This is a genomic window from Bacteroides sp. AF25-5LB, from assembly GCF_003602965.1.
GTDB classification, from domain to species: Bacteria; Bacteroidota; Bacteroidia; order Bacteroidales; family Bacteroidaceae; genus Bacteroides; species Bacteroides uniformis.
Genome location: NZ_QTMC01000009.1, coordinates 1 through 26,492, shown reverse-complemented (window position 1 = coordinate 26,492; position 26,492 = coordinate 1). Strand labels below are relative to the sequence as shown.

General features: G+C 47.8%; 17 protein-coding genes. 10 read left to right on the top strand and 7 right to left on the bottom strand.

The window, feature by feature from the left end; all coding sequences use genetic code 11:
• Positions 1 to 121 precede the first annotated feature (121 nt).
• The 10 genes from DWY57_RS11265 to DWY57_RS11220 all read left to right on the top strand — a co-directional run bounded on the left by DWY57_RS11265 (position 122) and on the right by DWY57_RS11220 (position 13,997).
• Complete coding sequence (locus tag DWY57_RS11265) at positions 122 to 2,620, top strand: heavy metal translocating P-type ATPase (protein WP_119961773.1); 2,499 nt, start codon at positions 122 to 124, stop codon at positions 2,618 to 2,620.
• Between the two features lie 88 nt (positions 2,621 to 2,708).
• Positions 2,709 to 3,647, top strand: coding sequence for a DMT family transporter (locus DWY57_RS11260; RefSeq protein ID WP_119961772.1), 939 nt, complete (start codon positions 2,709 to 2,711; stop codon positions 3,645 to 3,647).
• A gap of 21 nt (positions 3,648 to 3,668) precedes the next feature.
• Complete coding sequence (locus tag DWY57_RS11255) at positions 3,669 to 4,184, top strand: nucleoside 2-deoxyribosyltransferase domain-containing protein (RefSeq protein ID WP_117964922.1); 516 nt, start codon at positions 3,669 to 3,671, stop codon at positions 4,182 to 4,184.
• A gap of 82 nt (positions 4,185 to 4,266) precedes the next feature.
• Positions 4,267 to 4,977, top strand: coding sequence for a UMP kinase (pyrH, locus tag DWY57_RS11250; protein ID WP_119961771.1), 711 nt, complete (start codon positions 4,267 to 4,269; stop codon positions 4,975 to 4,977).
• A 129-nt stretch (positions 4,978 to 5,106) separates the two neighbouring features.
• Complete coding sequence (gene frr / locus DWY57_RS11245) at positions 5,107 to 5,667, top strand: ribosome recycling factor (RefSeq protein ID WP_025834253.1); 561 nt, start codon at positions 5,107 to 5,109, stop codon at positions 5,665 to 5,667.
• 109 nt (positions 5,668 to 5,776) lie between these two features.
• Entirely contained in the window at positions 5,777 to 6,709 is a 933-nt protein-coding gene (gene rsgA, locus DWY57_RS11240; RefSeq protein ID WP_117599270.1) for a ribosome small subunit-dependent GTPase A, read from the top strand.
• A 121-nt stretch (positions 6,710 to 6,830) separates the two neighbouring features.
• Complete coding sequence (locus DWY57_RS11235) at positions 6,831 to 7,913, top strand: efflux RND transporter periplasmic adaptor subunit (protein ID WP_119961770.1); 1,083 nt, start codon at positions 6,831 to 6,833, stop codon at positions 7,911 to 7,913.
• Between the two features lie 40 nt (positions 7,914 to 7,953).
• Positions 7,954 to 10,986, top strand: coding sequence for an efflux RND transporter permease subunit (locus DWY57_RS11230; protein ID WP_119961769.1), 3,033 nt, complete (start codon positions 7,954 to 7,956; stop codon positions 10,984 to 10,986).
• Positions 10,983 to 12,308: a TolC family protein gene (locus DWY57_RS11225; RefSeq protein ID WP_117599267.1), complete on the top strand. Its 1,326-nt coding sequence runs from the start codon at positions 10,983 to 10,985 to the stop codon at positions 12,306 to 12,308. Before DWY57_RS11230 ends, DWY57_RS11225 begins: the two co-directional genes overlap by 4 nt.
• A 48-nt stretch (positions 12,309 to 12,356) precedes the next feature.
• On the top strand, positions 12,357 to 13,997 hold the full coding sequence (locus DWY57_RS11220; RefSeq protein WP_119961768.1) for an amino acid permease: 1,641 nt from the start codon (positions 12,357 to 12,359) through the stop codon (positions 13,995 to 13,997).
• A gap of 47 nt (positions 13,998 to 14,044) precedes the next feature.
• Here DWY57_RS11220 and DWY57_RS11215 read toward each other — a convergent pair whose 3' ends face one another.
• The 7 genes from DWY57_RS11215 to DWY57_RS11180 form a co-directional block, all read right to left on the bottom strand.
• Entirely contained in the window at positions 14,045 to 15,202 is a 1,158-nt protein-coding gene (locus DWY57_RS11215; protein ID WP_119961767.1) for an acyltransferase, read from the bottom strand.
• Positions 15,203 to 15,573: 371 nt separating this feature from the next.
• Complete coding sequence (locus DWY57_RS11205) at positions 15,574 to 17,214, bottom strand: fumarate hydratase (protein WP_005824254.1); 1,641 nt, start codon at positions 17,212 to 17,214, stop codon at positions 15,574 to 15,576.
• A gap of 132 nt (positions 17,215 to 17,346) precedes the next feature.
• Positions 17,347 to 19,338 carry a DUF4954 family protein gene (locus DWY57_RS11200; RefSeq protein ID WP_165491381.1) on the bottom strand — a complete coding sequence of 664 codons (1,992 nt, stop codon included), beginning with the start codon at positions 19,336 to 19,338 and terminating at the stop codon, positions 17,347 to 17,349.
• 108 nt (positions 19,339 to 19,446) lie between these two features.
• On the bottom strand, positions 19,447 to 20,703 hold the full coding sequence (gene hflX, locus DWY57_RS11195) for a GTPase HflX (RefSeq protein ID WP_119961765.1): 1,257 nt from the start codon (positions 20,701 to 20,703) through the stop codon (positions 19,447 to 19,449).
• 163 nt (positions 20,704 to 20,866) lie between these two features.
• Positions 20,867 to 21,784: a hypothetical protein gene (locus DWY57_RS11190; RefSeq protein WP_120164391.1), complete on the bottom strand. Its 918-nt coding sequence runs from the start codon at positions 21,782 to 21,784 to the stop codon at positions 20,867 to 20,869.
• Positions 21,785 to 21,818: 34 nt separating this feature from the next.
• On the bottom strand, positions 21,819 to 23,447 hold the full coding sequence (locus DWY57_RS11185; RefSeq protein ID WP_226791303.1) for a RagB/SusD family nutrient uptake outer membrane protein: 1,629 nt from the start codon (positions 23,445 to 23,447) through the stop codon (positions 21,819 to 21,821).
• 27 nt (positions 23,448 to 23,474) lie between these two features.
• The coding region (locus DWY57_RS11180) for a SusC/RagA family TonB-linked outer membrane protein (RefSeq protein ID WP_317126736.1) at positions 23,475 to 26,492 on the bottom strand (3,018 nt) is incomplete at its 5' end.

Below are 26,492 nucleotides of genomic sequence, written 5' to 3'. Positions count from 1 at the left end.
TTGCGATTTTAAGCGATGAACATTTCAAGGGGAAAAAGCATTATCTTTGTATCGCTATGATTTATACATAACTCAAGTTTCGCAAGTTCAAGAACTTACGGAATTTAAATACATAATTGTTATGACAGACAAGAATATTGTTCAAGAGACATTTCCCGTATTGGGAATGAGCTGTGCATCATGTGCCGCACGGATAGAAAAGACGCTGAACCGGCAGTCCGGTGTCAAGATAGCAGCCGTAAACTACGCTTCGGCAACGGCAACCGTAGAATATGATCCCAAGAACTGTTCTTCCGAGGCATTGCAGCAAGCCGTGCAGGCCGCTGGATATGACTTGCTGATAAATCGGGACGGCAATACGCTCGAAGAAGCGGAAGAGGCCCACAACAAAAAATTCACTACACTGAAACTCCGCACTGTCTGGGCCGTTATTCTATCCTTACCTGTTGTCATAATAGGTATGTTTTTCATGGATATGCCCTATGCCAATCCTATCATGTGGACACTATCCACTCCTATTGTATTTTGGCTGGGACGGGGATTCTTCAGCAGTGCCTGGAAACAGTTGAGACATGGCAGCGCCAATATGGATACATTGGTAGCCATCAGCACCGGAACAGCCTATCTGTTCAGTCTGTTCAACATGTTATTTCCGGACTTCTGGCTGTCCAGGGGCATCCACCCGCATGTGTATTTTGAAGCGGCAAGTGTCATCATAGCTTTTATCCTGCTGGGGCGCCTGCTGGAAGAAAAGGCGAAAGGAAACACTTCAACAGCCATCAAGAAGCTGATGGGACTCCAACCCAAGACCGTGACCGTCGTTGGGAATGAGGAACGCATTGTCCCTATTGAGCAGATTCGCCCCGGCGACATCATACTGGTGAAGCCCGGCGAACGGATTGCAGTGGACGGCATCGTGACGGAAGGTTCTTCGTACGTAGACGAAAGTATGCTGAGCGGCGAACCGGTAGCAGTGTCCAAGCAAAAAGATGCCAAAGTCTTCGCAGGTACCATCAACCAGAAGGGGAGTTTCCGCTTCCGTGCAGAGAAAGTCGGCACAGATACACTGCTGGCAAAGATTATACACATGGTGCAAGACGCACAAGGGAGCAAAGCACCGGTACAGCAACTGGTCGACAAGATAGCAGGGATATTCGTACCTACCATTATCGGCATTGCAGTGCTCGCTTTCATCGTATGGATGATGCTGGACGGAACCGGTGGATTCACCCACGGATTATTGGCATTTGTCACAGTGGTTATCATCGCCTGCCCGTGTGCGCTAGGGTTGGCCACTCCTACCGCCATCATGGTAGGCATCGGCAAGGGAGCCGAAAGGGGGATACTGATAAAAGATGCCGAGAGCCTGGAGATTGCCAAAAAGGTAAATACCGTAGTACTCGACAAAACCGGAACCGTAACCGAAGGAAAACCGGTAGTCAGTAAGCTGGTATGGAATACGCCGACAACTACTCCCAATCCAAGCATTTCCTCAAAAGATGTCTTGCCGGACATTTTCTACAGTCTGGAAAAGTTATCGGAACATCCATTGGCAGACGCCGTAGTGAATCACCTCAAGGAATCGGCTTCCATAGACGACATCCAAGATTTCGAAACCATCACCGGAAAAGGTGTAAAAGGACGGACACAAGGCCGGATTTATTTTGTCGGAAACCTGAAACTACTGGAAGAGAACCGGATTGCCATCAGCCGGTCTCTTCGGGAAGAAGCTACCCGACTGACAGCGAAAGCACAAACCGTCATCTGGTTTGCCGACGAAGAAAACGCACTGGCAATAGCCGGAATCACGGACCGGATAAAGGAAACTTCCATTCGTGCCGTCGACGAGCTGCGTGCCACCGGTATCGAAGTCCACATGCTGACCGGAGACAATGAAACCACCGCCCGCGAAATTGCCCGCAAAGCAGGTATTGCGCATTATCAAGCGAGCGTACTGCCGCAGGACAAGGCAGCCTTTATCAGCCGGTTACAAGCAGAAGGACGGAAAGTGGCGATGGTGGGCGATGGCATCAACGACAGCGCCGCCCTTGCCCAAGCCGACTTGAGCATCGCTATGGGCGGAGGTAGTGACATCGCCATGGACGTAGCCAAAATGACCATCATCTCCTCCGATTTGACAAAAATTCCGGAAGCCCTCCGGCTGTCCCGTCTGACAGCCCGGACCATCCGGCAGAATCTGTTCTGGGCGTTTATATACAATATAGTAGGTGTGCCCATTGCAGCCGGAATACTCTATCCCATCAACGGCTTCCTGTTGAATCCGATGATAGCCGGCGCAGCCATGGCATTCAGCAGTGTCAGTGTGGTGAGCAACAGCTTGCTGCTAAAACGGAAAAAGATACATGAAGGAGAAGAAAACAAAAAAGTTGAACCATCAACAGAAACAATCATGAAAAAAGAATTCAAGGTAGAAGGTATGATGTGCAACCATTGCCGCATGCACGTAGAGAAAGCATTAAATAGTATGGAGGGCGTACATGCCACCGTAACTCTGAACCCTCCGGTGGCCATCGTAGAGTTTTCAGACGGAGAAAAGACACTCGAAGAATTGCAGAAGGCAGTGACAGAAGAAGCCGGTGACTACACACTGAAGGTATAAGGGTAAAATTCATACGGTTTTCATACAGAAAAGAAAGAGGAAATCAAAGTAAATATCTACCTTTGCACGCTAATCTACATATAAAGATATGAATGCAAAAGCTAAAGGATATATTTTGGGTTCTATCGCCGCAGCCTCCTACGGTATGAATCCATTGTTTGCCCTCCCGTTGTACAAAGCCGGCATGGATCCGGACTCCGTACTCTTTTTCAGATACCTTTTTGCCATCCCATTGCTGGGCATTATGATAAAAGCGAGAGGGCGGACATTCAAGATACAACGGAAAGAAACATTTCCGCTCATCATCATGGGATTACTCGTAGCCCTCTCCTCACTGACGCTTTTTCTGAGTTATAATTATATGGCCGCCGGCATAGCGTCGACACTGCTGTTCGTCTACCCCATCATGGTGGCTCTTATTATGGCTATGGTCTTCAAAGAGAAGCTGGCACTGCAAACCATCGTCTGCATGCTGCTTGCACTGGGAGGCATCGGGCTGCTCTATAAAAGTGAGGACGGCAGTACGCTGAGCCTGATAGGGACATTGCTGGTTTTCGCTTCCTCCCTTTCCTACGCCATATACATCGTGGGCATCAACCAGACGTCATTGAAAAATGTAGCTACACTCAAAGTCACCTTCTATGTCCTTCTCTTCGGCTTATCGCTCTTCGTAGCACGCCTGCTCTATTCCGGAGTACTGAACACACCGGACGAGTGGTATCTGTGGGGCAATTTGCTTGCACTGGCTGTCTTTCCCACCGCCATATCCTTCCTCTGCACTACTGGAGCCATCCAATACATCGGCTCCACCCCGACCGCTATTCTCGGTGCATTGGAACCCGTGACAGCCATCTTCTTCGGAATAGCTGTCTTTGGAGAAAGCTTGACTGTCAGAGAAAGCATCGGACTGGTGATGATTATTGTAGCCGTAACGCTCGTCATCGCAGGGGGAAACATTACAGGCCAACTGGTTCGTTTTAGGAAACTGTTTCCAAGACTCCCGATAAAGAGCAAGAAAAACAACTAATTCTATAAACCATCATCAACCATGAAAAAAAATCTCTACCTGCTTTTAGTTCTGTTATTCCCTATCGGCCTACAAGCTCAGTCCGAGGTGATCGTACTCCGTCCGGATGAAGACAAAGCCGAAGTGAACGAAGCTGAATATACCAAAATTTTCCTGGCTGGAACCATTGACATGGGCAAGAGCATAGACTGGCAAAAGGCAACCTGCGACTGGTTCCGAGCACGTCCCGAAGGCAAATATCTCCTATACAACCCCCGAAGGGACAAGGGGTTGAGCGGTGAAATGTCCGACTTTGAACATCAAGTGAACTGGGAACTGGAACATCTGGAAAAAGCCGACCTGATAATCATGAATATCCTGGCAAGCAGTAAGTCTCCCATCACTCTGCTGGAGATGGGGCTGCACATGCGTTCCGGCAAACTGCACGTCATCTGCGAGCCCGGCTTCTACCGCTACGACAATGTGCGAATTACTTGTAACCATTATGGTATTCCGTTATATCACAGCATGGACGAGTTCCTAAAGACAATACGTTAGGCAACTATCCTACCTCATTCTGCAGCACTTTTCAGTTTTATTCTTTATCTTTGCTGCAAAGAAATATAACAAACTATATATTATGACAACCTATAAAAGAATCTTATTGAAGCTCAGCGGCGAGAGCCTGATGGGTGAAAAGCAATACGGCATTGACGAAAAACGCCTTGCCGAGTACGCAGCTCAAATCAAAGAAATCCACGAATTGGGAGTACAAATAGGCATCGTGATAGGCGGTGGAAACATTTTTCGCGGATTGAACGGTACCCACAAAGGATTCGACCGCGTGAAAGGCGACCAGATGGGAATGCTAGCAACCGTCATCAACAGCCTTGCCCTCAGTTCAGCTCTGGCAGCTACCGGCGTGAAGGTCCGCGTGCTGACTGCCGTACGTATGGAACCCATCGGTGAATTCTACAATAAATGGCGTGCCATCGAATGTATGGAAGCAGGCGAAGTAGTCATCATGTCCGCCGGTACAGGCAATCCGTTCTTCACTACCGATACCGGTTCCAGTCTGCGCGGCATCGAGATTGAGGCAGATGTCATGTTGAAAGGTACCCGTGTGGATGGCATCTATACCGCCGATCCGGAGAAGGACCCGACAGCCACGAAATTCCACGACATCACTTACGACGAAGTAGTGAAGCGCGGTCTGAAAGTGATGGACCTCACCGCCACCTGCATGTGCAAGGAGAACAACCTACCCATCATCGTTTTTGACATGGATACAGTGGGGAATCTGAAAAGAGTGATGCAAGGAGAAGAAATCGGTACACTGGTACATAATTGAATTAAAAACGGAAAACGAAGAATTGAGAATAAAAAAATGAATGTTATTTAATTCTTAATTCTCAATTCACGATTTAATAATTATATTTGCAAAGTTTCAAATTAAAGCTATTCCAAAAACGAAAATAATATGAGAGACGTAAAAGACATCTTAGACGAAGCGCAAGAAAGTATGGACATGGCCATCATGTATCTGGACGAGGCATTGGCTCATATCCGCGCCGGAAAAGCTGATATCCGTTTACTGGATGGTATCCGTGTGGATTCTTACGGAAGTATGGTTCCTATCAACAATGTGGCAGCCGTAACCACTCCGGACGCACGCAGCATTGCCATCAAGCCATGGGATAAGAGCATGTTCCGCGTCATTGAAAAGGCCATCATTGACTCCAGTCTTGGCATCATGCCCGAAAACAACGGTGAAATTATCCGTATCGGCATCCCACCGCTGACGGAAGAACGCCGGAAGCAGCTTGCCAAACAATGCAAGGGAGAAGGAGAAACAGCCAAAGTAAGTGTACGTAATGCACGCCGTGATGCCATCGACGCCTTGAAGAAATCCGTAAAGGACGGACTGGCAGAAGACGCCCAGAAAGGCGGTGAAGAAAAGCTGCAGAAGATTCACGACAAGTTCATCAAGCGGATTGATGACATGCTGGCTGCAAAGGATAAAGAAATCATGACCGTTTAATGAATTGATAATTGATGATTGACAGTTGATAATTATCATGTGTAATAATACCTATAGTTAATTATCCAGCAATCAATTATCAATTATCAATTATCAATTATCAATTATTTTGAGGGGACTCGTTATAAAAAATACCGGAAGCTGGTACTTGGTACGGACTGACGACGGAAGGGAGATTGAATGTAAAATCAAAGGGAACTTCCGGTTGAAAGGCATACGAAGCACCAATCCCGTGGCTGTAGGCGATTACGTAAACATCATACTGAACCAAGAAGGTACGGCCTTTATCAGCGAGATAGAGGACCGGAAGAATTACATCATCCGCCGTGCCTCCAACCTTTCCAAGCAATCACATATTCTTGCCGCCAACCTCGACCAGTGCATGCTCATAGTGACGGTGAACTATCCCGAAACCTCCACCACATTTATAGACCGTTTTCTCGCCTCTGCCGAGGCATACCGTGTTCCCGTCAAGATTATATTCAACAAAGTGGATGCCTACAACGAAGAGGAACTGCACTATCTGAACAGTCTCATCAACCTTTATACCACCATCGGTTATCCATGTTTCAAGGTTTCTGCCAAAAAAGGGGAAGGCATCGATATTATCGAGGAAGAGCTCAAAGGACGTATAACCCTCTTTTCCGGACATTCCGGAGTAGGGAAATCGACACTCATCAAGGCAATACTGCCCGATATAGAGATTAAAACCGGAGAGATATCCACCTATCATAATAAAGGTATGCACACCACTACCTTCTCAGAAATGTTCCCGGTTCCCGGTGACGGATATATCATTGACACCCCGGGCATCAAAGGTTTTGGAACATTCGATATGGAAGAAGAAGAAATAGGCCACTATTTCCCGGAAATATTCAAAGTATCTGCCGACTGCCGTTACGGCAACTGTACCCACCGCCACGAACCCGGATGCGCTGTACGCGAGGCGGTTGAGAAGCACTATATCAGTGAGTCACGATACGCTTCTTATCTGAACATGCTGGAAGACAAGGAGGAGGGGAAATACCGGGCTGCTTACTGATTTGTCATTTTATCATCTTTCCATCTCATATTCTTACACTTTTTAACTCTTTATATTTTAAACCTTTCCTTTTTCCTGCTGTCTAATCTAAGGCTGATTTTATTACTACTAATACTACAACATGAATAAGAGAGTTAAATGGGGCATCATTATCGTGATTGGTGCCGGACTGATTGGAGGAGGAATCTACTCCCAATTACCTAAAGAGAATGAAGAATTAGCCGCTGCAGACAAGGTGATGACCGGTCAACGTAGCGGTAAGAAAATTCTAAACGTAAACGCAAAAATAATCAAACCGCAATTGCTGAAGGATGAAATACAAATCAGCGGCAGCCTGCTGCCTGATGAGGAAGTGGACCTTTCTTTCGAGACATCCGGCAAAATCATAGAGATAAATTTTGAAGAAGGCAGTTTCGTCAAGAAAGGACAATTACTTGCCAAAGTTAATGACCGGCCGCTGCAAGCACAATTGCAACGCCTCGTCTCCCAATTAAAGTTGGCAGAAGACCGCGTGTTTCGCCAGAACGCCCTGTTGGAAAGGGATGCAGTCAGTAAAGAAGCCTACGAACAAGTAAAGACCGAGCTGGCCACCCTGAATGCCGACATTGACTTGATAGAATCGAACATCGCACAAACCGAGCTGCGTGCCCCTTTCGACGGTGTCATCGGTCTGCGCCAAGTCAGTGTGGGTACTTACGCTTCCCCTACAACCATTGTAGCCAAGCTCACCAAGATTTCACCGTTGAAGGTGGAATTTGCCGTACCCGAGCGGTATGCCAATGACGTAAAGACCGGCGCCGAACTGGACTTCACTCTCGAAGGAAAACTAAACACCTTCCACGCCACGGTTTATGCACGCGAATCAAAGATAGACCCTACTACCCATACCTTGACAATCCGTGCACTTTATCCCAATGCCAACGGAGCCGTGCTTCCGGGCCGCTATGCCAGCATCAAGCTGAACAAGGACGAAATTCAGAACGCCCTCGCCGTACCGTCCGAAGCCATTGTACCGGAAATGGGAAAAGACAAAATATTCCTCTATAAGTCGGGAAAAGCCCAGCCGGTAGAGATTACTACGGGAATCCGTACGGAAGCGGAAGTACAAGTATTGCAAGGCTTGCAGGCAGGAGATACCATCATCACCTCGGGAACCCTGCAACTCCGTACCGGACTGCCGGTAACACTGGACAATATCAATTGACAACTGTCAATTATCAACCATTAATTATCAATTGTAAAGAATGAATATATCCGAATTAAGTATACGGCGACCGGTACTCTCGACAGTACTTACCCTGATAATCCTGCTGTTTGGCTTCATCGGCTACAATTATCTGGGTGTACGCGAATACCCGTCTGTAGATAATCCCATCATATCAGTATCCTGCTCCTATCCGGGTGCCAACGCCGATGTCATCGAGAACCAGATAACGGAGCCTCTGGAGCAGAACATCAACGGTATTCCCGGCATACGCTCCCTCTCCAGTGTCAGCCAGCAAGGTTCATCACGCATTACAGTAGAGTTTGAGCTTTCCGTTGACTTGGAAACCGCCGCCAACGACGTACGTGATAAAGTGTCGCGTGCACAGCGCTATCTGCCTCGTGACTGTGATCCGCCTACCGTATCAAAAGCCGATGCGGACGCCACCCCTATCCTGATGGTTGCCCTCCAAAGTGACAAACGTTCCCTACTGGAGCTCAGTGAAATAGCCGACCTAACTGTCAAGGAGCAGCTTCAGACTATTTCAGATGTAAGTAGTGTAAGTATCTGGGGAGAAAAGCGCTATTCCATGCGGCTTTGGCTGGACCCCATCAAGATGTCCGGCTATGGAATCACTCCCCTGGATGTAAAGAATGCGGTGGACAACGAAAACGTAGAGCTCCCTTCCGGAAGTATCGAAGGAAACACTACCGAGCTCACCATCCGCACGTTGGGGCTGATGCATACAGCCGAAGAGTTCAACAATCTTATCCTGAAGGAAGACGGTAACCGCATTGTCCGCTTCAGCGACATTGGACGTGCCGAACTGGGACCAGCCGACATCAAAAGTTATATGAAGATGAACGATGTGCCCATGGTAGGTGTCGTAGTAATTCCGCAGCCGGGTGCCAACCACATTGAAATAGCCAACGCCGTATATGACCGCATGGAGAAGATGAAGAAAGACCTTCCCGAAGACGTTCATTACAACTACGGTTTTGACAATACCAAGTTTATCCGTGCCTCTATCGACGAGGTGAAGCAGACGGTGTATGAGGCCTTTGTACTGGTTATCATCATCATTTTCCTCTTCTTGCGCGACTGGCGTGTGACGCTTGTGCCATGTATTGTAATCCCCGTTTCGCTGATTGGAGCTTTCTTCGTCATGTATCTGGCCGGTTTCTCCATCAATGTGCTCTCCATGCTTGCCGTGGTGCTTGCCGTGGGCTTGGTGGTGGACGACGCCATCGTGATGACGGAGAACATTTATGTCCGCATCGAGAAAGGGATGCCACCGAAAGAAGCCGGCATAGAAGGAGCCAAGGAGATTTTCTTTGCCGTCATTTCCACTACCATTACGCTGGTGGCGGTATTCTTCCCTATTGTATTCATGGACGGGACGACGGGACGACTGTTCCGCGAATTCAGTATCGTGGTCTCCGGTTCGGTGATTATCTCCTCCTTCGCCGCATTGACTTTTACGCCGATGCTTGCCACCAAACTTTTAATCAAAAGGGAACAGCAGAGCTGGTTCTATCGCAAGACCGAACCTTTCTTCGAAGGGATGAACCGGGTATACAGCCAGTCACTGGCCGCCTTCCTGAAACGGCGCTGGATTGCCTTGCCCTTCACCATCGTCACCATTCTGCTTATCGGAGTCCTTTGGAATACTATCCCGGCTGAAATGGCGCCATTGGAGGACCGTTCGCAAATCAGTATCAATACAATGGGTGCCGAAGGAGTGACTTACGAATATATCCGCGACTATACCGAAGACATCAATCATCTGGTGGACTCCATTATCCCGGATGCAGAAGCGGTAACAGCGCGTGTGTCCAGTGGTAGCGGTAACGTACGTATCACACTGAAAGACATGAAAGACCGTGACTATACCCAAATGGAAGTTGCCGAAAAGTTGTCGAAGGCAGTGCAGAAAAAGACAATGGCACGCTCTTTCGTACAGCAGTCCTCCTCATTCGGAGGACGGCGCGGCGGTATGCCCGTGCAGTATGTATTGCAGGCAACCAATATCGAGAAATTGCAGGAGGTGCTCCCCAAGTTCATGACGAAGGTCTACGAAAATCCGGTATTCCAGATGGCAGACGTAAACCTGAAGTTCAGCAAGCCCGAAGCGCGCATCAACATCAACCGTGACAAGGCGAGCATCATGGGCGTAAGCACCAAGAACATTGCCCAAACCCTGCAATACGGCTTGAGCGGACAGCGCATGGGCTACTTCTACATGAACGGAAAGCAATACGAGATATTGGGCGAAATCAACCGCCAGCAACGCAACAAGCCTGCCGACCTGAAAGGCATCTATATCCGTAGCGACAATGGAACCATGGTGCAGCTGGACAACCTGATTGAACTGACCGGCGGTATCGCCCCTCCGAAGTTGTACCGTTACAACCGTTTCGTTTCCGCCACCATCTCCGCGGGACTGGCGGACGGCAAGACCATCGGACAAGGTCTGGATGAAATGGACAAGATTGCCAAAGAGACACTGGACGAGACCTTCCGCACCGCACTGACCGGAGACTCCAAAGAGTATCGGGAAAGTTCCTCCAGTCTGATGTTCGCCTTCATCCTGGCCATTGTGCTGATTTACCTGATTCTTGCCGCCCAGTTCGAAAGTTTCAAGGACCCGCTGGTTATCATGCTGACGGTGCCTCTCGCCATTGCCGGTGCACTGGTATTCATGTATTTCGGGGGAATTACAATGAATATATTCAGCCAGATTGGTATTATCATGCTGATTGGTCTGGTGGCAAAGAACGGTATCCTGATTGTGGAATTTGCCAATCAGAAGCAGGAAGCGGGTGAAGACAAGATGCGAGCCATCAAGGACGCCTCCCTGCAACGTCTGCGCCCCATCCTGATGACGAGTGCCTCCACCATCCTGGGACTGATACCGCTTGCCTACGCCACCGGCGAAGGTTGCAACCAACGCATCGCCATGGGTACTGCCGTCGTAGGCGGCATGCTCATCTCCACACTACTGACGATGTACATCGTGCCTGCCATATATAGTTATGTATCAACGAACCGAAGTAAACTGAAGACCGAATGAAACGCATTGTTTTAATTTTCATAGCCACTGCCTGCACAGCGCTGGGCCTTTACGCACAGCCTGCGCCTACCTACACCTTGAAGTCCTGCCTGGAGCAGGGATTGCTGAACAACTACTCCCTGCGCATTGTCCGCAATGAAGAGCAGGTCAGCAAGAACAACGCCACACTGGGCAATGCGGGCTACCTGCCCACACTGGACCTCTCCGCCGGCTACAAGGGAACCATAGACAATATCGAAACCAAAGCCCGAGCCACCGGAGAGACAACCAAGGACAACGGAGTGTTTGACCAAACTCTCGATGCAGGCATCAACCTGAACTGGACCATCTTCGACGGTTTCAACATTACCGCCAACTACCAACGGCTCAAGGAGCTGGAACGCCAAGGCGAGACCAATACGCGCATCGCCATCGAGGACCTGATAGCCAACATAGCCGCTGAATACTATAACTATGTGCAGCAAAAAATCCGCTTGAAGAACTTCCGTTATGCCGTATCGCTATCCAAAGAGCGCCTGCGCATTGTGGAAGAGCGTTACCACATCGGTAACTTCTCGCGCCTGGACTACCAGCAGGCCAAAGTGGACTTCAATGCCGACAGTGCCCAATACATGAAACAGCAGGAACTGCTGCACACCTCACGTATCCAGCTGAACGAACTCATGGCAAACAAAGATGTAGACCAGCCGTTTATCATACAAGACAGCCTCATCAACGTGACCGCCTCCCTGAACTTCGAGGAGCTGTGGAACGCCACCCTCACCATCAACGCCTCACTGCTACGTGCCGAACAGAACAATACCCTGGCTCGTCTGGACTACAAGAAAGTCTGCTCGCGCGACTACCCATACGTGAAGATGAACGGCGGATACGGCTACACCCTCAACAAGTATGACATCTCTGCCAACAGCCGCCGCAGCAACCTCGGTCTGAACTTCGGCGTCACGGTCGGCTTCAATCTGTTCGACGGCAACCGGCGCCGCGAACGCAAGAATGCCCGCATTGCCGTGCAGAACGCTCGCCTGGAACGGGAGCAACTGGAGCAAGCCCTGCGCGCCGACCTCAGCAACCTATGGCAGGCCTACCAAAACAACCTGCAAATGCTGAACCTGGAACGCCAGAACCTTGTGGCTGCCAAGGAGAACCACGAGATTGCCATGGAACGATATATGCTGGGCAACCTCTCGGGAATCGAGATGCGCGAAGCCCAAAAGAGTCTGCTGGATGCAGAAGAACGTATTCTCTCCGCAGAATATGATACCAAATTATGTGAAATCTCCCTACTGCAAATCAGTGGAAAAGTAGCGCGCTATATGGAATAAGCAATATAATCCGTACCTTTGCGCCCGATTTATCAGAATTGAAGCATAATGGGATTATTCATCAGAAAGCCATTCGAGGCACTGCAAGCGGAGGCTAATGCCTCCGGAAAGAAAACATTGAAACGTGTACTTGGTCCGTGGAGCCTTGTTGCCCTGGGCGTGGGAGTCATCATCGGAGCGGGTCTATTCTCCATCACCGGAACGGTGGCGGCAGGCTATACGGGACCGGCCATCACACTGTCCTTTGCCATTGCCGCACTGGGATGCTGCTTCGCCGGACTGTGTTATGCGGAATTTGCGTCCATGATACCCGTAGCCGGCAGCGCATACACCTACTCGTATGCCACGATGGGCGAACTCATCGCCTGGATTATCGGGTGGGACCTGGTATTGGAATACACCGTAGCCGCAACCACAGTAAGCATCAGTTGGAGCCGCTATCTGGTCGTCTTTCTCGAGGGACTGGACATACATCTACCGCAAGCCCTCACCGCCTGTCCCTGGGATGGTGGAATCGTAAATATCCCCGCCTTCCTTATCGTAGTGCTGATGAGCCTCTTCCTGATACGGGGCACGGAAGGCAGCTCCATCTTCAACGGCTTCATTGTATTCCTGAAGGTTTCCGTCATACTGATTTTTGCCATACTCGGCTGGAAATACATCAATACCGACAACTATACACCTTACATCCCTGCCAATACGGGCGTGCTGGGCGAATATGGCTTCTCCGGCATCCTGCGAGGGGCGGCCATCGTATTCTTCGCCTTCCTCGGGTTCGACGCTGTGAGCACAGCCGCCCAAGAGACGAAGAACCCGAAGCGGAACATGCCTATCGGCATTCTGGTCTCCCTGCTGGTATGCACCGTGCTCTATATGGTTTTTGCCCACGTCATGACGGGAGTGGCACACTACACCGCCTTCAGCGGACAGCAAGGCATTGCTCCCGTTGCCATAGCCATAGAGCACATGGGGCAGGCTGATGCAGCAGGTATCATCCAGCCGGACTATCCCTGGCTGAACCGTGCCATCGTGCTGTCCATTCTGTTCGGGTATTGCTCCGTCATCATGGTGACGTTGCTGGGACAGAGCCGCGTATTCCTAAGCATGAGCCACGACGGGCTGCTGCCTCCTTTCTTCTCGCATATCAACGAAAAGTTCCGTACTCCGGCACGCAGCAACCTGCTCTTCATGGTACTTGTGGGCCTGCTGGCAGCTTTTGTACCCGCACGGCTGGCCGGGGAGATGACAAGCATCGGCACGCTGATGGCCTTCACGCTGGTCTGTGCCGCTGTACTGGTAGTACGTAGAACCATGCCCGACGTGCCCCGTTCCTTTAAAACCCCACTTGTTCCACTTATCCCCATACTGGGTATTCTTACTTGCCTTTGCATGATGCTGTTCCTTCCTGCCGATACATGGATACGCCTAGTACTGTGGATGCTCATCGGTCTGGATATCTATGTAGGCTACGGCATGAAGCACAGTAAGCTGGAGCATGGAGGCGACACCCGCCACGGGCAGGTTGCCTTGAACATGATTGGACTTATCCTTGCCGTTCTTTGCGTCATCACCGGGTTGTGGCACCAACAGACTGTGGGATGGGGAGAAAGCAAAGTGCTGCTGATTATCTCGTTTGTTTTCGCATTCACGCACTGCGCTTACTATATGTGGAGAATCTGGAGGAAATAATAAGCCCTAAATCTCCTCCTTTAAAGATAAACAATCTTTCATCCAAACTACCCCAGCACCCACTTGGTCCGCTTCCCGAAACAACGGTATGCCATTGCCACCAGAAACCAGGAAGTACAGAAAGCGACGACTGCGGCACAAGGTATCTGAAGATAGATAGGAACATGGATAGCACGCATCAGGACTACGCTCGGTCCGGTAAAGAAATAGTGTATCATATAGACTCCAAAACCACAGAGCGTCAAATTTGCCAATGCTTTCTTGATGCGCTCCGAACGGAAATTGGCCCGCTTGCAAAGCATAAACACGGGGATGGTCATCATTACTACATTCAGCGAACAGTAGGTGAAGAAGAGTTCGAGCATCTCATCCGTAAAATCCGGCAAGGAGGTCATACGACGGAAACCAAGGAATGTTACGGCATAGCCAATGGCAAACATGGGAATGCCGATGCCACAGAGTTGCCGGCCCGTCCAGTTATGGTTCCTCAGATAATGGCCCAACAATAGGTAGCCGTTAAAACCGGCAAAGTAATACAGCATACCGAACGAGTTCCACGAGCAAGTCCCCCAAAGGTACGGAGCGGCAAACTCGGTATAATAAGGCAGCAGCAGTGTCACTCCCCATGCTGCAAGAAACCATAGTTTGGCACGTTCCGAGGCCTTCTCCACCCATGCCGAGAATATCGGAAGATAGAGATAAAGCCCTATCAGCAGATAGATATACCACATGTGTACATCCAATAGAGAGAAATTAAAAGGCATTTCTGCAATATATCCCAGGCTCACTGCCAGAGACTGGCGCATCACTTCCTCACCCGAATAAGGGAAGAAATCCAGAATCACTTTCGGCTCCACTCCCAGCAGTCCCGTTATCCAGGGGAACAGATTGTAAATCACAGACCAGATGAGGAAAGGAAAGAATACGTGGGGGATACGTTTCTTGTAGAATGCCGAGGCGTCACCCCGTACCGGCAACAGCAATGCACCGGTAATCATTACAAAAAGCGGTACGCAAGGACGGAGCGCCGCACCGTAGACAGCTCCCCAGAACTTGATGTCAACAATGTCGGGCGATGTGCCCGGATAGAAGTTAAAAGGGTCTGTGCAATGGCAGCAAACTACTGTAAACATTGCAACAAGGCGTACCACATCCAGCCATACGATGTGTTGTGCCGGAGTTTGTCGTGTAAGAGTCAGTTCCATGTTTTATTAAATTGGTTGTTTGGAGGGCTAAAGATAAAGAAGTTAACTGAGAAATGAAAAGGAGAATGTAACAAAAATACGACAACAAACGAGTTTCAGTTTTATTCTCCTATAGAGAACAATCTGTTTTATCAAGGCAGAACAGAGTGTTCCAATAGGGAAGAACACTTTGTTCCAACATGAAAGAACAGTTTGTTTCTTCCTATTGAAACAATTTGTTTCAACATAAAGGAACAGTTTGTTTTGCTTGATGAAACAGAGTGTTCTATGCCGCGAAACACTTTGTTTTCCTCTACAAAACAAAAAAGCCGTAACAAGATTTTCTCCGTTACGGCTTTCCTTATATTATGCCTTTCTAAAAGGCTTCTGTTTTATTTGCTGCAATTCCAAGGCTTCAGTTGCTTGAAGAAGTCGTTGCCCTTATCGTCCACCAAGATGAATGCAGGGAAGTTCTCCACCTCAATCTTCCAGATAGCTTCCATACCGAGCTCGGGATATTCCACGCACTCAATGCTCTTGATGTTGTTCTGTGCCAAGATAGCGGCAGGACCACCGATAGAGCCCAAGTAGAAACCGCCATACTTTTGGCAGGCATCTGTCACTTGCTGGCTGCGGTTACCTTTGGCAAGCATAATCATGCTGCCGCCGTGGCTTTGGAAGAGGTCTACATACGGGTCCATACGTCCGGCAGTAGTCGGGCCCATGGAGCCGCAAGCCATGCCTTGAGGAGTCTTGGCAGGACCGGCGTAGTAGATGGGATGGTCTTTGATGTACTGCGGCAGGTCTTCGCCACGGTCCAGACGTTCTTTCAGCTTGGCGTGTGCGATGTCACGGCCTACGATAATGGTTCCATTCAGAGACAAACGGGTGGAAACCGGATACTTGGTCAGTTCCTTCAGAATATCGGCCATCGGCTGGTTCAAGTCAATCTTCACCACGTCGCCTTCACCCGCCTTGCGGAGTTCTTCGGGAATCAGTTCGCCCGGGTTGCTGTCGAGCTTTTCAATCCAGATACCTTCTTTATTGATTTTACACTTGATGTTACGGTCGGCAGAGCAGGAAACACCCAGACCCACGGGGCAGGACGCACCGTGACGCGGCAGGCGGATGATGCGGATGTCGTGAGCCAGATACTTGCCGCCGAACTGAGCTCCGAGGCCAATCTTATGAGCTTCTTCCAGTACCAGCTTCTCCAGTTCCACATCGCGGAAAGCGCGGCCGAACTCATTGCCGGTAGTAGGCAGGTTATCGTAGAAGTGGGTGGAAGCCAGTTTCACAGTCAGCAAGTTCTTTTCGGCAGAGGTACCGCCAATAACGAATGCGATGTGATAGGGAGGACAAGCTGCCGTACCCAAAGTCTTGATTTTTGAGATAAGGAAGGGAACCAATGTTTCGGGGTTGAGGATAGCCTTTGTCTCCTGGTAGAGATAAGTCTTGTTGGCAGAGCCACCACCCTTGGTTACGCAGAGGAACTCGTACTCCATACCTTCCGTAGCTTCGATGTCAATCTGTGCGGGAAGGTTGCACTTCGTATTCACCTCATCGTACATGGTGAGGGGAGCATTCTGCGAATAGCGCAGGTTCTCTTCGGTATAAGTCTTGTAAACACCCAGTGAGAGAGCTTCTTCATCACAGTAGCCGGTCCATACTTGCTGTCCCTTTTCACCGTGGATGATTGCCGTACCCGTATCCTGGCAGAAAGGAAGTACCCCCTTGGATGCTACCTCTGCATTGCGCAGGAAGGTGAGTGCCACGTATTTATCGTTATCGCTGGCTTCGGGGTCACTCAGAATCTTAGCAACCTGCTCATTGTGCGAACGACGCAACATGAACGATACATCACGGAAAGCCGCATTGGCCATTGCCGTCAAACCTTCTTTTTCAATCTTCAGGATAGGTTTTCCTTCAAACTCGCTTACTGACACGTAATCTTTCGTAAGCAGATAATACTCAGTAGTATCTTTCCCCTTCTCGAACATGGGCTGATACTTGAACGGAGGTGTTGTTGCCATAATTACTCGTATATTTAATGTTTAAAAGTGATTCGGGTAGTAAAGGCAGCACAAAACCGCCTTTACCGAGCAAAGGTAAAAACTATTATTGAAATAATTCTTTAATTAGAGTAAAAACGCAACAAATCATAATTAATTTTCTGACACCCGCTGCATCCGCCCTATCAGTTCATCGCCCAGCGCCGTCTTCACCTCAATGTGTTTCAGCACAGCCATTACAAACGGATTGCTTTCAAAGTCGCCGCGTACCTGCTCAAAGTCGAGTTCCTTTTCCAAGCGTGAGCCATCGGCTCCAAAGCCCGTCATGGAAGCCAGTGAAAATTCTTTCTTAGCATCCTCATACACCATGCGGTCGAGGCCAACTACTGCTTCTTTCCATTTTTCGACAATATGTATGACGTCTTCTGCCGTCATACCTTCCGGCTTGATACCATAGAACTCTTCCAACTTCTCATACGCCCAGGTCCATTCGTAGGTATAGTAGTTGCTGTGCATCTTCTCAAACTCGGCATTGATAGACTTCAAGCGATTGACTTTGCCGGACTCAATACCGTCTATCAGCGCATCTATCTCACTCTTTGGGGCTATCAATCCGGAAATATCCACCCATTCGCCGCTGCCAATGGCAGTATCGGGCTTCAAACGGGCACGTATTTCTTCATTGCTCCGGAAGTCAATGCCTTCCAAGCGCTTGATGACAGAGTTTCCGAGGAACTTATGAATGGCTATTTCATAGAAGCGGATACCTTTCACCAAAGCCGAGTTACGTATCTTCGCACTATGGAAAGAATAGATGTCCGAAAGCTCGCCACTGGCATGACGCAGATTCTGCAACGTCTCCCGTCCCTTGAACATCTTCTGCACCGTGTAGGGGCTGAGAAGATTATAGTTGATGTAATCCAGTTTGTTCGGGTCGGTACGCCCGTCACGTTTCGGCCACTTCTGGGCATCGCGGATGGTACCCACACTACGCAGGTTGACACCGGGCACGAGATAAGTCGTATTATTCTGCTCTATCAAGTAAGAGAACGGCAGGTTCGAAGTATCAGAATGGTTGACATGGCGCCCCATTACCAAGGAGAACGCTCCCACCCTTGCAGGCCACAAGATGTACGAATCGGAAGTCGTCTTGGCACCACGCTCCAAAGTGCCTTGATGGATAGGCCCTAACTTATACATATGGTTGCTCTGATTGGACCCCGAACCGGCATTCATAAAGGAAAACATACCGGCAATCAGCAACGTGGATTTATGGTGCGTCACCGTATAAGGTCCGGCAAAAATAGCGCACGCCTCCCCGTTCTCTCCCTGGCAGTTGCTGAAAAACAAAGAGTCTGAGGCAGAGTAGTTGTGTCCCAACTTGCATGCCTGCCCCACGAAGCAGCGGCTCAGCATAGCTCCGTCATCTACATGAGACCCGGTAGAGATGATGAAATCATCACAAATCACCCCATGCCCGATGTGTACCGGCGCCACCTCGTTGCTGTTGATGCTTCCGTTATACAGACGGCATGTACCACAGATGCGGCAATAATCACCGATGCGCACATTCTTTATGGAACCGGTGTTCAATATCATTACATGATTCCCGATGCTTCCTACAGCAGAAGCATGTTTGTTGGAATAAAAATCCGTGATTTCCTTCATCCGTGTAATCAGTTCCGGACGATGGCGGTAAAGCGCCAGAATATAGGCTTGGTGTGCGGAGAGTTTATCATTAATCAGCACCTCACGGCCTCCCGTCTCATTCAGGACAGACACTTCTACCCCGTTACCGAACTTCGACACACCGTCTACCAGAATAATATCCACATTCTCAATAAAAGTATCATGCCCTATTTCATAATTGGCAATATAGTTCTGGATATTCTCAATGCAACAGTTATCTCCCACTGTTACATTATGCAGCGTCACATGCCGCAAACCGGAATGCTTCCTGATTCCTCCCGGCAACATAAATTCTGAATGGAACACTCCCAAACGCACCTCACCCGAAAAACGGGTATGATGCACAAATTCCGTTGAGAACTCTTCTGCAACAGCTACTTTTCCCCAATCATCAGCCAGACATGACTGACTCTTCAACCGGAGAATTTCATCTTCGGTCAGTCTTCTGTAATTCATCCTTATAACGAGTTATGAATTATGAGTTATAAGTTATTGCCTTTGCCGGCACTACCGATTCAAACCGCTGCCAGCAAATAACTCATAACTTATCACTCATAACTAAAATTAAACTTCTTCTTCGTAGGTCTGATAAAGAAAGTCATTATAGGGGTACTTCTGCACGTGCAATTCCTTCACACGCTGATAAACCACACTCTTCAGTTCCTCCATATTGATTTTTTCGCGGGCAGAAATAAAGAGGCAGTTATCCTCCATCTTAGCCATCCACGTCTTCATCAGTTCTTCGAGTGTCAAGTTTTCCTTGGTTCTGGGGGTAAGGTCGTCAGCCGCTTTCTCTATATAGGTATAAGCGTCTATCTTATTGAATACAAGAATCATAGGCTTACCGGCGGCACCGATATCTGCCAACGTCTTGTTCACAACTTCTATCTGTTCTTCAAAATCCGGATGAGAGATGTCTACGATATGCAACAGCAAGTCTGCCTCGCGTACCTCGTCCAAGGTAGACTTGAAGGAGTCTACCAAATCCGTCGGCAATTTACGGATAAAGCCCACTGTATCAGAAAGCAGGAACGGCAGGTTCTCAATAATCACCTTACGCACCGTAGTATCCAACGTGGCAAACAGCTTGTTCTCGGCAAAGACTTCACTTTTCGAAAGCAAAGTCATCAATGTGGATTTTCCTACATTGGTATATCCCACCAATGCCACACGAATCAAGCGTCCGCGGTTCTTCCGCTGGGTAGACTTCTGCTTGTCAATCTCAGCCAAGCGCTCCTTCAACAATGACATACGGTTCAAGATGATACGGCGGTCCATTTCCAACTGCGTTTCACCCGGACCGCGAAGTCCCACGGAACCTTTACCTCCACCGGCACCGGAGCCACCACCCTGGCGTTCCAAGTGGGTCCACAAACGTTGCAGACGAGGAAGCATATACTTGTATTGAGCCAGCTCCACCTGCGTTTTTGCATTGGCAGTCTGGGCACGCATGGCAAAAATATCGAGAATGAGCGAAGTACGGTCCAATATCTTAATCTTCAACTCCGCTTCAATGTTACGTATCTGTTTGGCAGAAAGTTCATCGTCAAAAATCACCATGCCGACTTCACGCTCGGCTTCTTCTTCATTACGGATGTACTCTCTGATTTCTTCCAGCTTGCCCTTGCCGACGTAGGTCACGGAATGCGCCTGGTCCAGCTTTTGGGTAAACCGCTTTACTACTTCCGCCCCGGCTGTCTCAGCCAAGAATGCAAGCTCGTCTAGGTATTCGTTGGTCTTACGCTCATCCTGAGTCTTCGTGACAAGACCTACCAATACCGCTGTTTCTGCCCGCACTTCGGAGATTACAAATTCTTTCATAGTTTCTATACCTTATTATATATATTGTTGGTTCGGGCAGCAAATATATATAATTTTAGCGGAAGCTCCTTAGAAAGGGAGATAAAATAAAGGGAGGATGAATTCTATTATAATTCACCCTCCACATTCATAAGTTCCGTATCACACGGAATACAAACAAAAATCAGTTGTTCAGATACAGCAAAGTTGTACCCTTAAGAGGATAATTTAATTCAGAGCCACTGTCATCTATACAAAAGAAAAGAGCTCCCAAATCAAATACCTTCTCAGCATCGTTGTAGCTTCCCAATGGATAAGTACCAAGGTCTTCGGAAAGATTTCCATAAACAGAACCGAAAGTTCCCCAATCGCTATTGGCCTCAGGACCTACACCATTTACCATTTTCCATCCCAATTTTGTAACAGTGATATAATATCCACCCGGATAAGTATTACCGTCCAACTCAATATAAGGAAGTTTAAAATCATCAGGAAGAAGAGTTCCTATGCCAAACAAAGAGTTAAAATAAGAATTGTCATAAGGACTCTTAAAACGATATTTGTTAAGTTCGGGATGCTTTTCCACCGTAATACCGGTCAGTTTAACACCGGCAGCACCAAATGCCTCAAACATATTGTCTATCAATGTGGCATTAGTACTTACCACTTCCCAAACTAATGGACAAATGGCACTGATCGTCAAGTCAGTAATGCCATACGGAGTGCCGTCCACTGCAGAGAGGGTCAAAGTATAGGGGACATCACGCTTCATATTCTGGTAAGTCACCGTTATTTTTGCCTCTGTCACACCATCAGCAAAGCTTACTTCGGTAGGAACTGTAAAAATGCCAGCAGCATTCTCACCGGGAGTAACAGTTATTTGTGTGGTGGAGGCTCCTGAACTTACTGTACGAAATACACTTACCTCGAAAGAACCAGACGTCTCGGTCAGCGTTATACTGCTTGATTGACTCGAAGGGAAGAAGACCCCTTGTCCATCGGCAGCAGCACCGGGATTCCAGTCAATATCGTCTGAACAAGCCGTCATTGTCAAGCCGCATACAGCCATGACCCAAAACAGTTTATTAAATATCTTATTCATATACAAATTCAATTATAAAGTTAGTTCATTTAATTTAATTGTTACCAGGCGCAAACTCTCCTATCGGAGTAGGACGCTTAGGAATAGCACCGGTCGGGTCCGGATTGTTCATTCCTTGAAGCGCGATATTTGAATCCACCTCGGTCTTGGGGATCATCAGCGTCCAGTTAGGCTTCACACCTTTACAGTTGATCTTGAAGTTATCTTCTTTAAAATTGGTACCCTCATAGTGCTGAATAACATCCGGTTTCAAACGCTTGGCAGTAGGGAATGCAACCCCCTCTCCCCAAAACTCGATACGCATCTGCTTCAAGACCTCAAGTTGGAAACTGCGCAAATCGCCTGCGTTAAAACTGTAATCAGACTGACGATTTTGCTTCATAAAGTTATTCAACAGTTGTACACCTGCTGCCACACTCTGGCTGGCACCTACAGCTTCAGCCTCTATGAGATACATCTCTTCCACACGCATCACGGGAATATCAGCAGCCGCACCCACAGAATAAGTGCTATAGTCACCGCCCACGGGACGGAACTTCAATGACATATAATCCGGCTGTTCGTCCAACCACTCATTGCCTCTCACAGACTGGTAAGCGTAAACAGATCTGTCCGGGTCAAGGTAAGAATATTTGCGGAAATCGGTAGTAGGAATCGCGTCATAAAGTGAACGTGCCATTTGGAGTTTAGACAAAGAAGCATATCCCCAATCCGCTTCATTGGAAATGTGACCGATGAAATTAGCAAGGTTACCCATGTTGGAAGCTGTGGGGTGAAGATACCACATCCATGCAGAAGTAGCCGTATTGAAACCTGTAGTGGGGTTATGCCACTGTGCTTCGTTCATAGGAGTTGCACCCGACTTATCAATAGCCTTGCGGGCATACTCGGCAGCTTTATCAAATTGGCCATCCCACATATATACCTTAGCTTTCAGACCATATACTACAGCCAAGTCGGGAAAATTCTTGCTAGTAGGTATATAAGACTCCAAACCTATCTCTGCTTTGTCAAGGTCAGAAAGGATAAAGTTCACCATTTCTTCGTGAGTCGCACGCGGATTGCTCTTCGCAATGTCATTAGTTGTTTCCTCAGTTACAATGGGCACTGTCAGTCCCAACACCTTGCTACAATCAGTATAGATATTCTCTACTGGCTCGAAAAGCACCATCAGCGTATAATAGCTAAACGCACGGAAAGCATGGGATATACTGCCGAGTCCACGTATCTCATCGGTAATCGTGGGATCGGTAACGTCAACAACTGAAATCACGTCATTGGCCGATTTAACAAACTTATATAGAGTAAAGTAAGGCAAATATGAGTAATAACCATTGTCATACATCTGCAAGCTTGCATTGAAGGGCCACCACCAGTCATACCCATAGTCTGTGTCCACTACATCGCCCAACAATTCAGACTGTGCCAACATCAGCGAAGGATAGCCAAGGTCGGTTTCATGGGTTTGGCTACCATATACCAGATAGCCTTGTACCATTTGTGACGGCATGCCACTGACTGCAGCCTCAAGTGCCGTAGCTGACGCACCGATTTGCTCGGAGGTCGCAGTAGAATCTTCGGGAAAAACCTCTTCTATACAGCCGGTTAGTACTGTAGCCGATACCACCATGGCTGAAAACAACTTGAATATATTTTTCTTCATAATCATTGTTATCTATAATATTTAGTTTTAGAACTCGAATGACACACCACCGGAGATGGTACGCATCGGTGAATAGAAAGTAGCGTTGGTCGTCTCGTCATATGATTGACGCGGGTCGAACCCTTTACGTTTAGACCAGTAGAAAACATTTTCTGCCGACATGTACACGCGCAAAGAGCTTATAGCCAGTTTCTTTGTCCACTTGGAAGGCAATGTATAGCCCACATTTATGTTCTGGATATTCAAGAAACTTGCATCGGTCAAGAAACGTGTAGATGATGAAGCCGGATATGAAGGGTCATTCATCATGAAACGCGGAATATCAGTGTTGGTGTTCTCGGGAGTCCATGACTTTAGGATATCCTTGTGATAGTTGTAACCTGCCGTGCCTTTGGGTGATGACATAAAGTATGCATACGTGCCATCATACTGCTTGCCGCCAATCTGGTAAGTGAAGTTAATACCGAAATCTACACCATATACTTTCAGTTTGGTACCGAAACCACCGTATACCTTGGGCATCGTGCTTTCCTCTGTGATGTAATAGTCAGCTTCAGCATGGTTCCAAGTCGTTTCGCGTCCGGTGATGTTGCCGGCCTCATCCTTAACATTCTTATAATACAAGGCTCTTCCCTCTTCGTCCACTCCGGCATATTCCTTCATACGCCATGTAAACATAGACAAATCTTCACCAATGAAGAAGCTTCCGTTAGAATAACCCTTATATCCCTTTCCGTCAGCTGTATACTCAGTAGTAATCAACTTGTCAGGATCAAGCATCGTAATACGGTTCTTCAAAGTTGAGATGTTCAAATTTACGTCCCACGTAAAGTTACGTGTATCGAAGATATTCACATTGAAATCCATTTCTACACCACTATTGACCATGTTACCAACATTGTCCAGATAAGAAGAATAACCCAATGAAGGAGCCACGGAGAATGAGAATAACATATCTGAAGTCTTGCGTCTGTAGTACTCTATGCTACCGGTAACGCGGTCCCACAATTGGAATTCCGCACCGATATTGAAATTGGTATTGGTTTCCCAAGTGATGTCCTTAGTACCTTTAGAGTAGAACGAAGTGCCGAGACTATTATTGGAATTAATAATATTAAATCTATCCGTATAGCGGAAATCACCGATGTTATCGTTACCTTGTGAACCGATTGAAGCCTTCAACTTCAGTTCCTGCACCCAAGAAGCATCAAACCAGCTTTCTTTGTTGATGAGCCATGCACCACCTGCCGACCAGAATGTACCCCAGCGGTGGTCTGGATGGAAACGGCTGGAAGCATCACGACGCAAGGAAGCTGAGCCGAAGATGCGTTCGTCATAGTTGTATTGCAAACGTCCGAAGAAGCCTTCGTTGTTACGACGACTCTTATATGAAGAAGCACTCTGTCCATCTATAATGGCACCATCCAATTCCTGATTGTCCTGAGAGAACATCTGTGACTTACTGGCTCTCAAATAAGAAAGGCGGTAGTCATAATATTCATGTCCTAACAAAATATCGAAATTATTGCTTCCGAATGATTTGGCATATGAGACAAGTTGTTGCAAGTTGTAGTCGTAAGTTCTCTGATGGCTCTTGCTTACTGTACCACCGGTAGAATCGAACTGTCCATAATAAGGATTATAAACATATGTAAAGCGTGTCTCATCCAAGTTGAAAGTACCATTGAATGTCACCTTTAACCCTTCTATAGGAGTTATGTCTACAAAAGCATTACCACTGATAGCATTTCCTTCAGCATTATGGGTGTTAAGTTTGTTGTCCAGAATAGGATTGGCATCAGGAATGAAAGGACGTTGCATACCTGCATTGATACCGCTACCGTAGTCCATCATTCCAATACCATTCTTATCAACCATGATACTGCCATCAGCATTACGTACGTAAGCAGGATAGATGGGAGCCATTTGGGTAATAAATGCCCATACATTACCTTGAGAACTACTGGAACCATTATTACTCAATGAATTGGAATCAAATCGCGCATATGCCATATTACCACCGATCTTCAACCACTTCTTGGCTTGATAGTCGGCTTTTAAACGGCCAGTCAAACGTTTCAGGTCAGAACCTTCAGTGATACCCTCATTTCCAAGATAGCCTAAAGAAACATAGAAAGAAGATTTTTCATTAGCTGCGCTCACTGAGAAGTTATATTCCTGACGTAAACCGGTACGCATACCTACATCGTCCCAATCATCCGGAGTAAGCAGATAGTCGCGTCCTTTATAATTCACAACTCTACCCAATGTGGCATTGGGATTAAGCTTGCCATTCTGACCGATAAGGTATTGTCCTTCGGGAACCGTATAGACATTGTAACCCAAGCCACCGTTAGAGCCAAACAAATTGTTATTTGCCTCAAGCCATGCAGCCTGATCACTCATTCCCCCCTCATATTTATAGTAGTTTTTCATTGCCTCATAGTGCGTCTCATAGTACATGCCAGGATTGTCAATCACGTCATATTTCTGCAACGCACGGGTATTTGCTCCCCACTTGGCATCGAAAGTTACTTTGGCCTCACCCGACATATTGGCTTTCTTGGTAGTGATGATAATTACACCGTTAGCACCACGCGCACCGTAAAGAGCATTGGAAGCCGCATCCTTCAATACCGTCATTGATTCAACGTCGTTGGGATTGATATTATTGATATCACCGCTATAAGGAGCACCATCCACAATAATCAGAGGGTCGTTTCCTGCATTGAGTGAACTGAAACCACGGATCTTGATGGATGACTTTGAACCAGGAGCACCGTCATTGGATGTCAATGTCACACCCGGCACAGCACCAGCCAAAGCATCGGTAACGTTTGTCACCTGCGACTGCTCCAGCTTTTCCGTACCTATCACCTTAGCCGAACCCGTAAATGCAGACTTCTTTGCTGTACCGAAAGCAACTACCATTACCTCATCAAGCATCTCTGTATCAGACTTCATCACCACTTTTACGCTAGGTTTTATTGTCACCTCCTGGGTTTGCATACCAATATAAGAAATTACCAGAGTTTTCGCGGAACT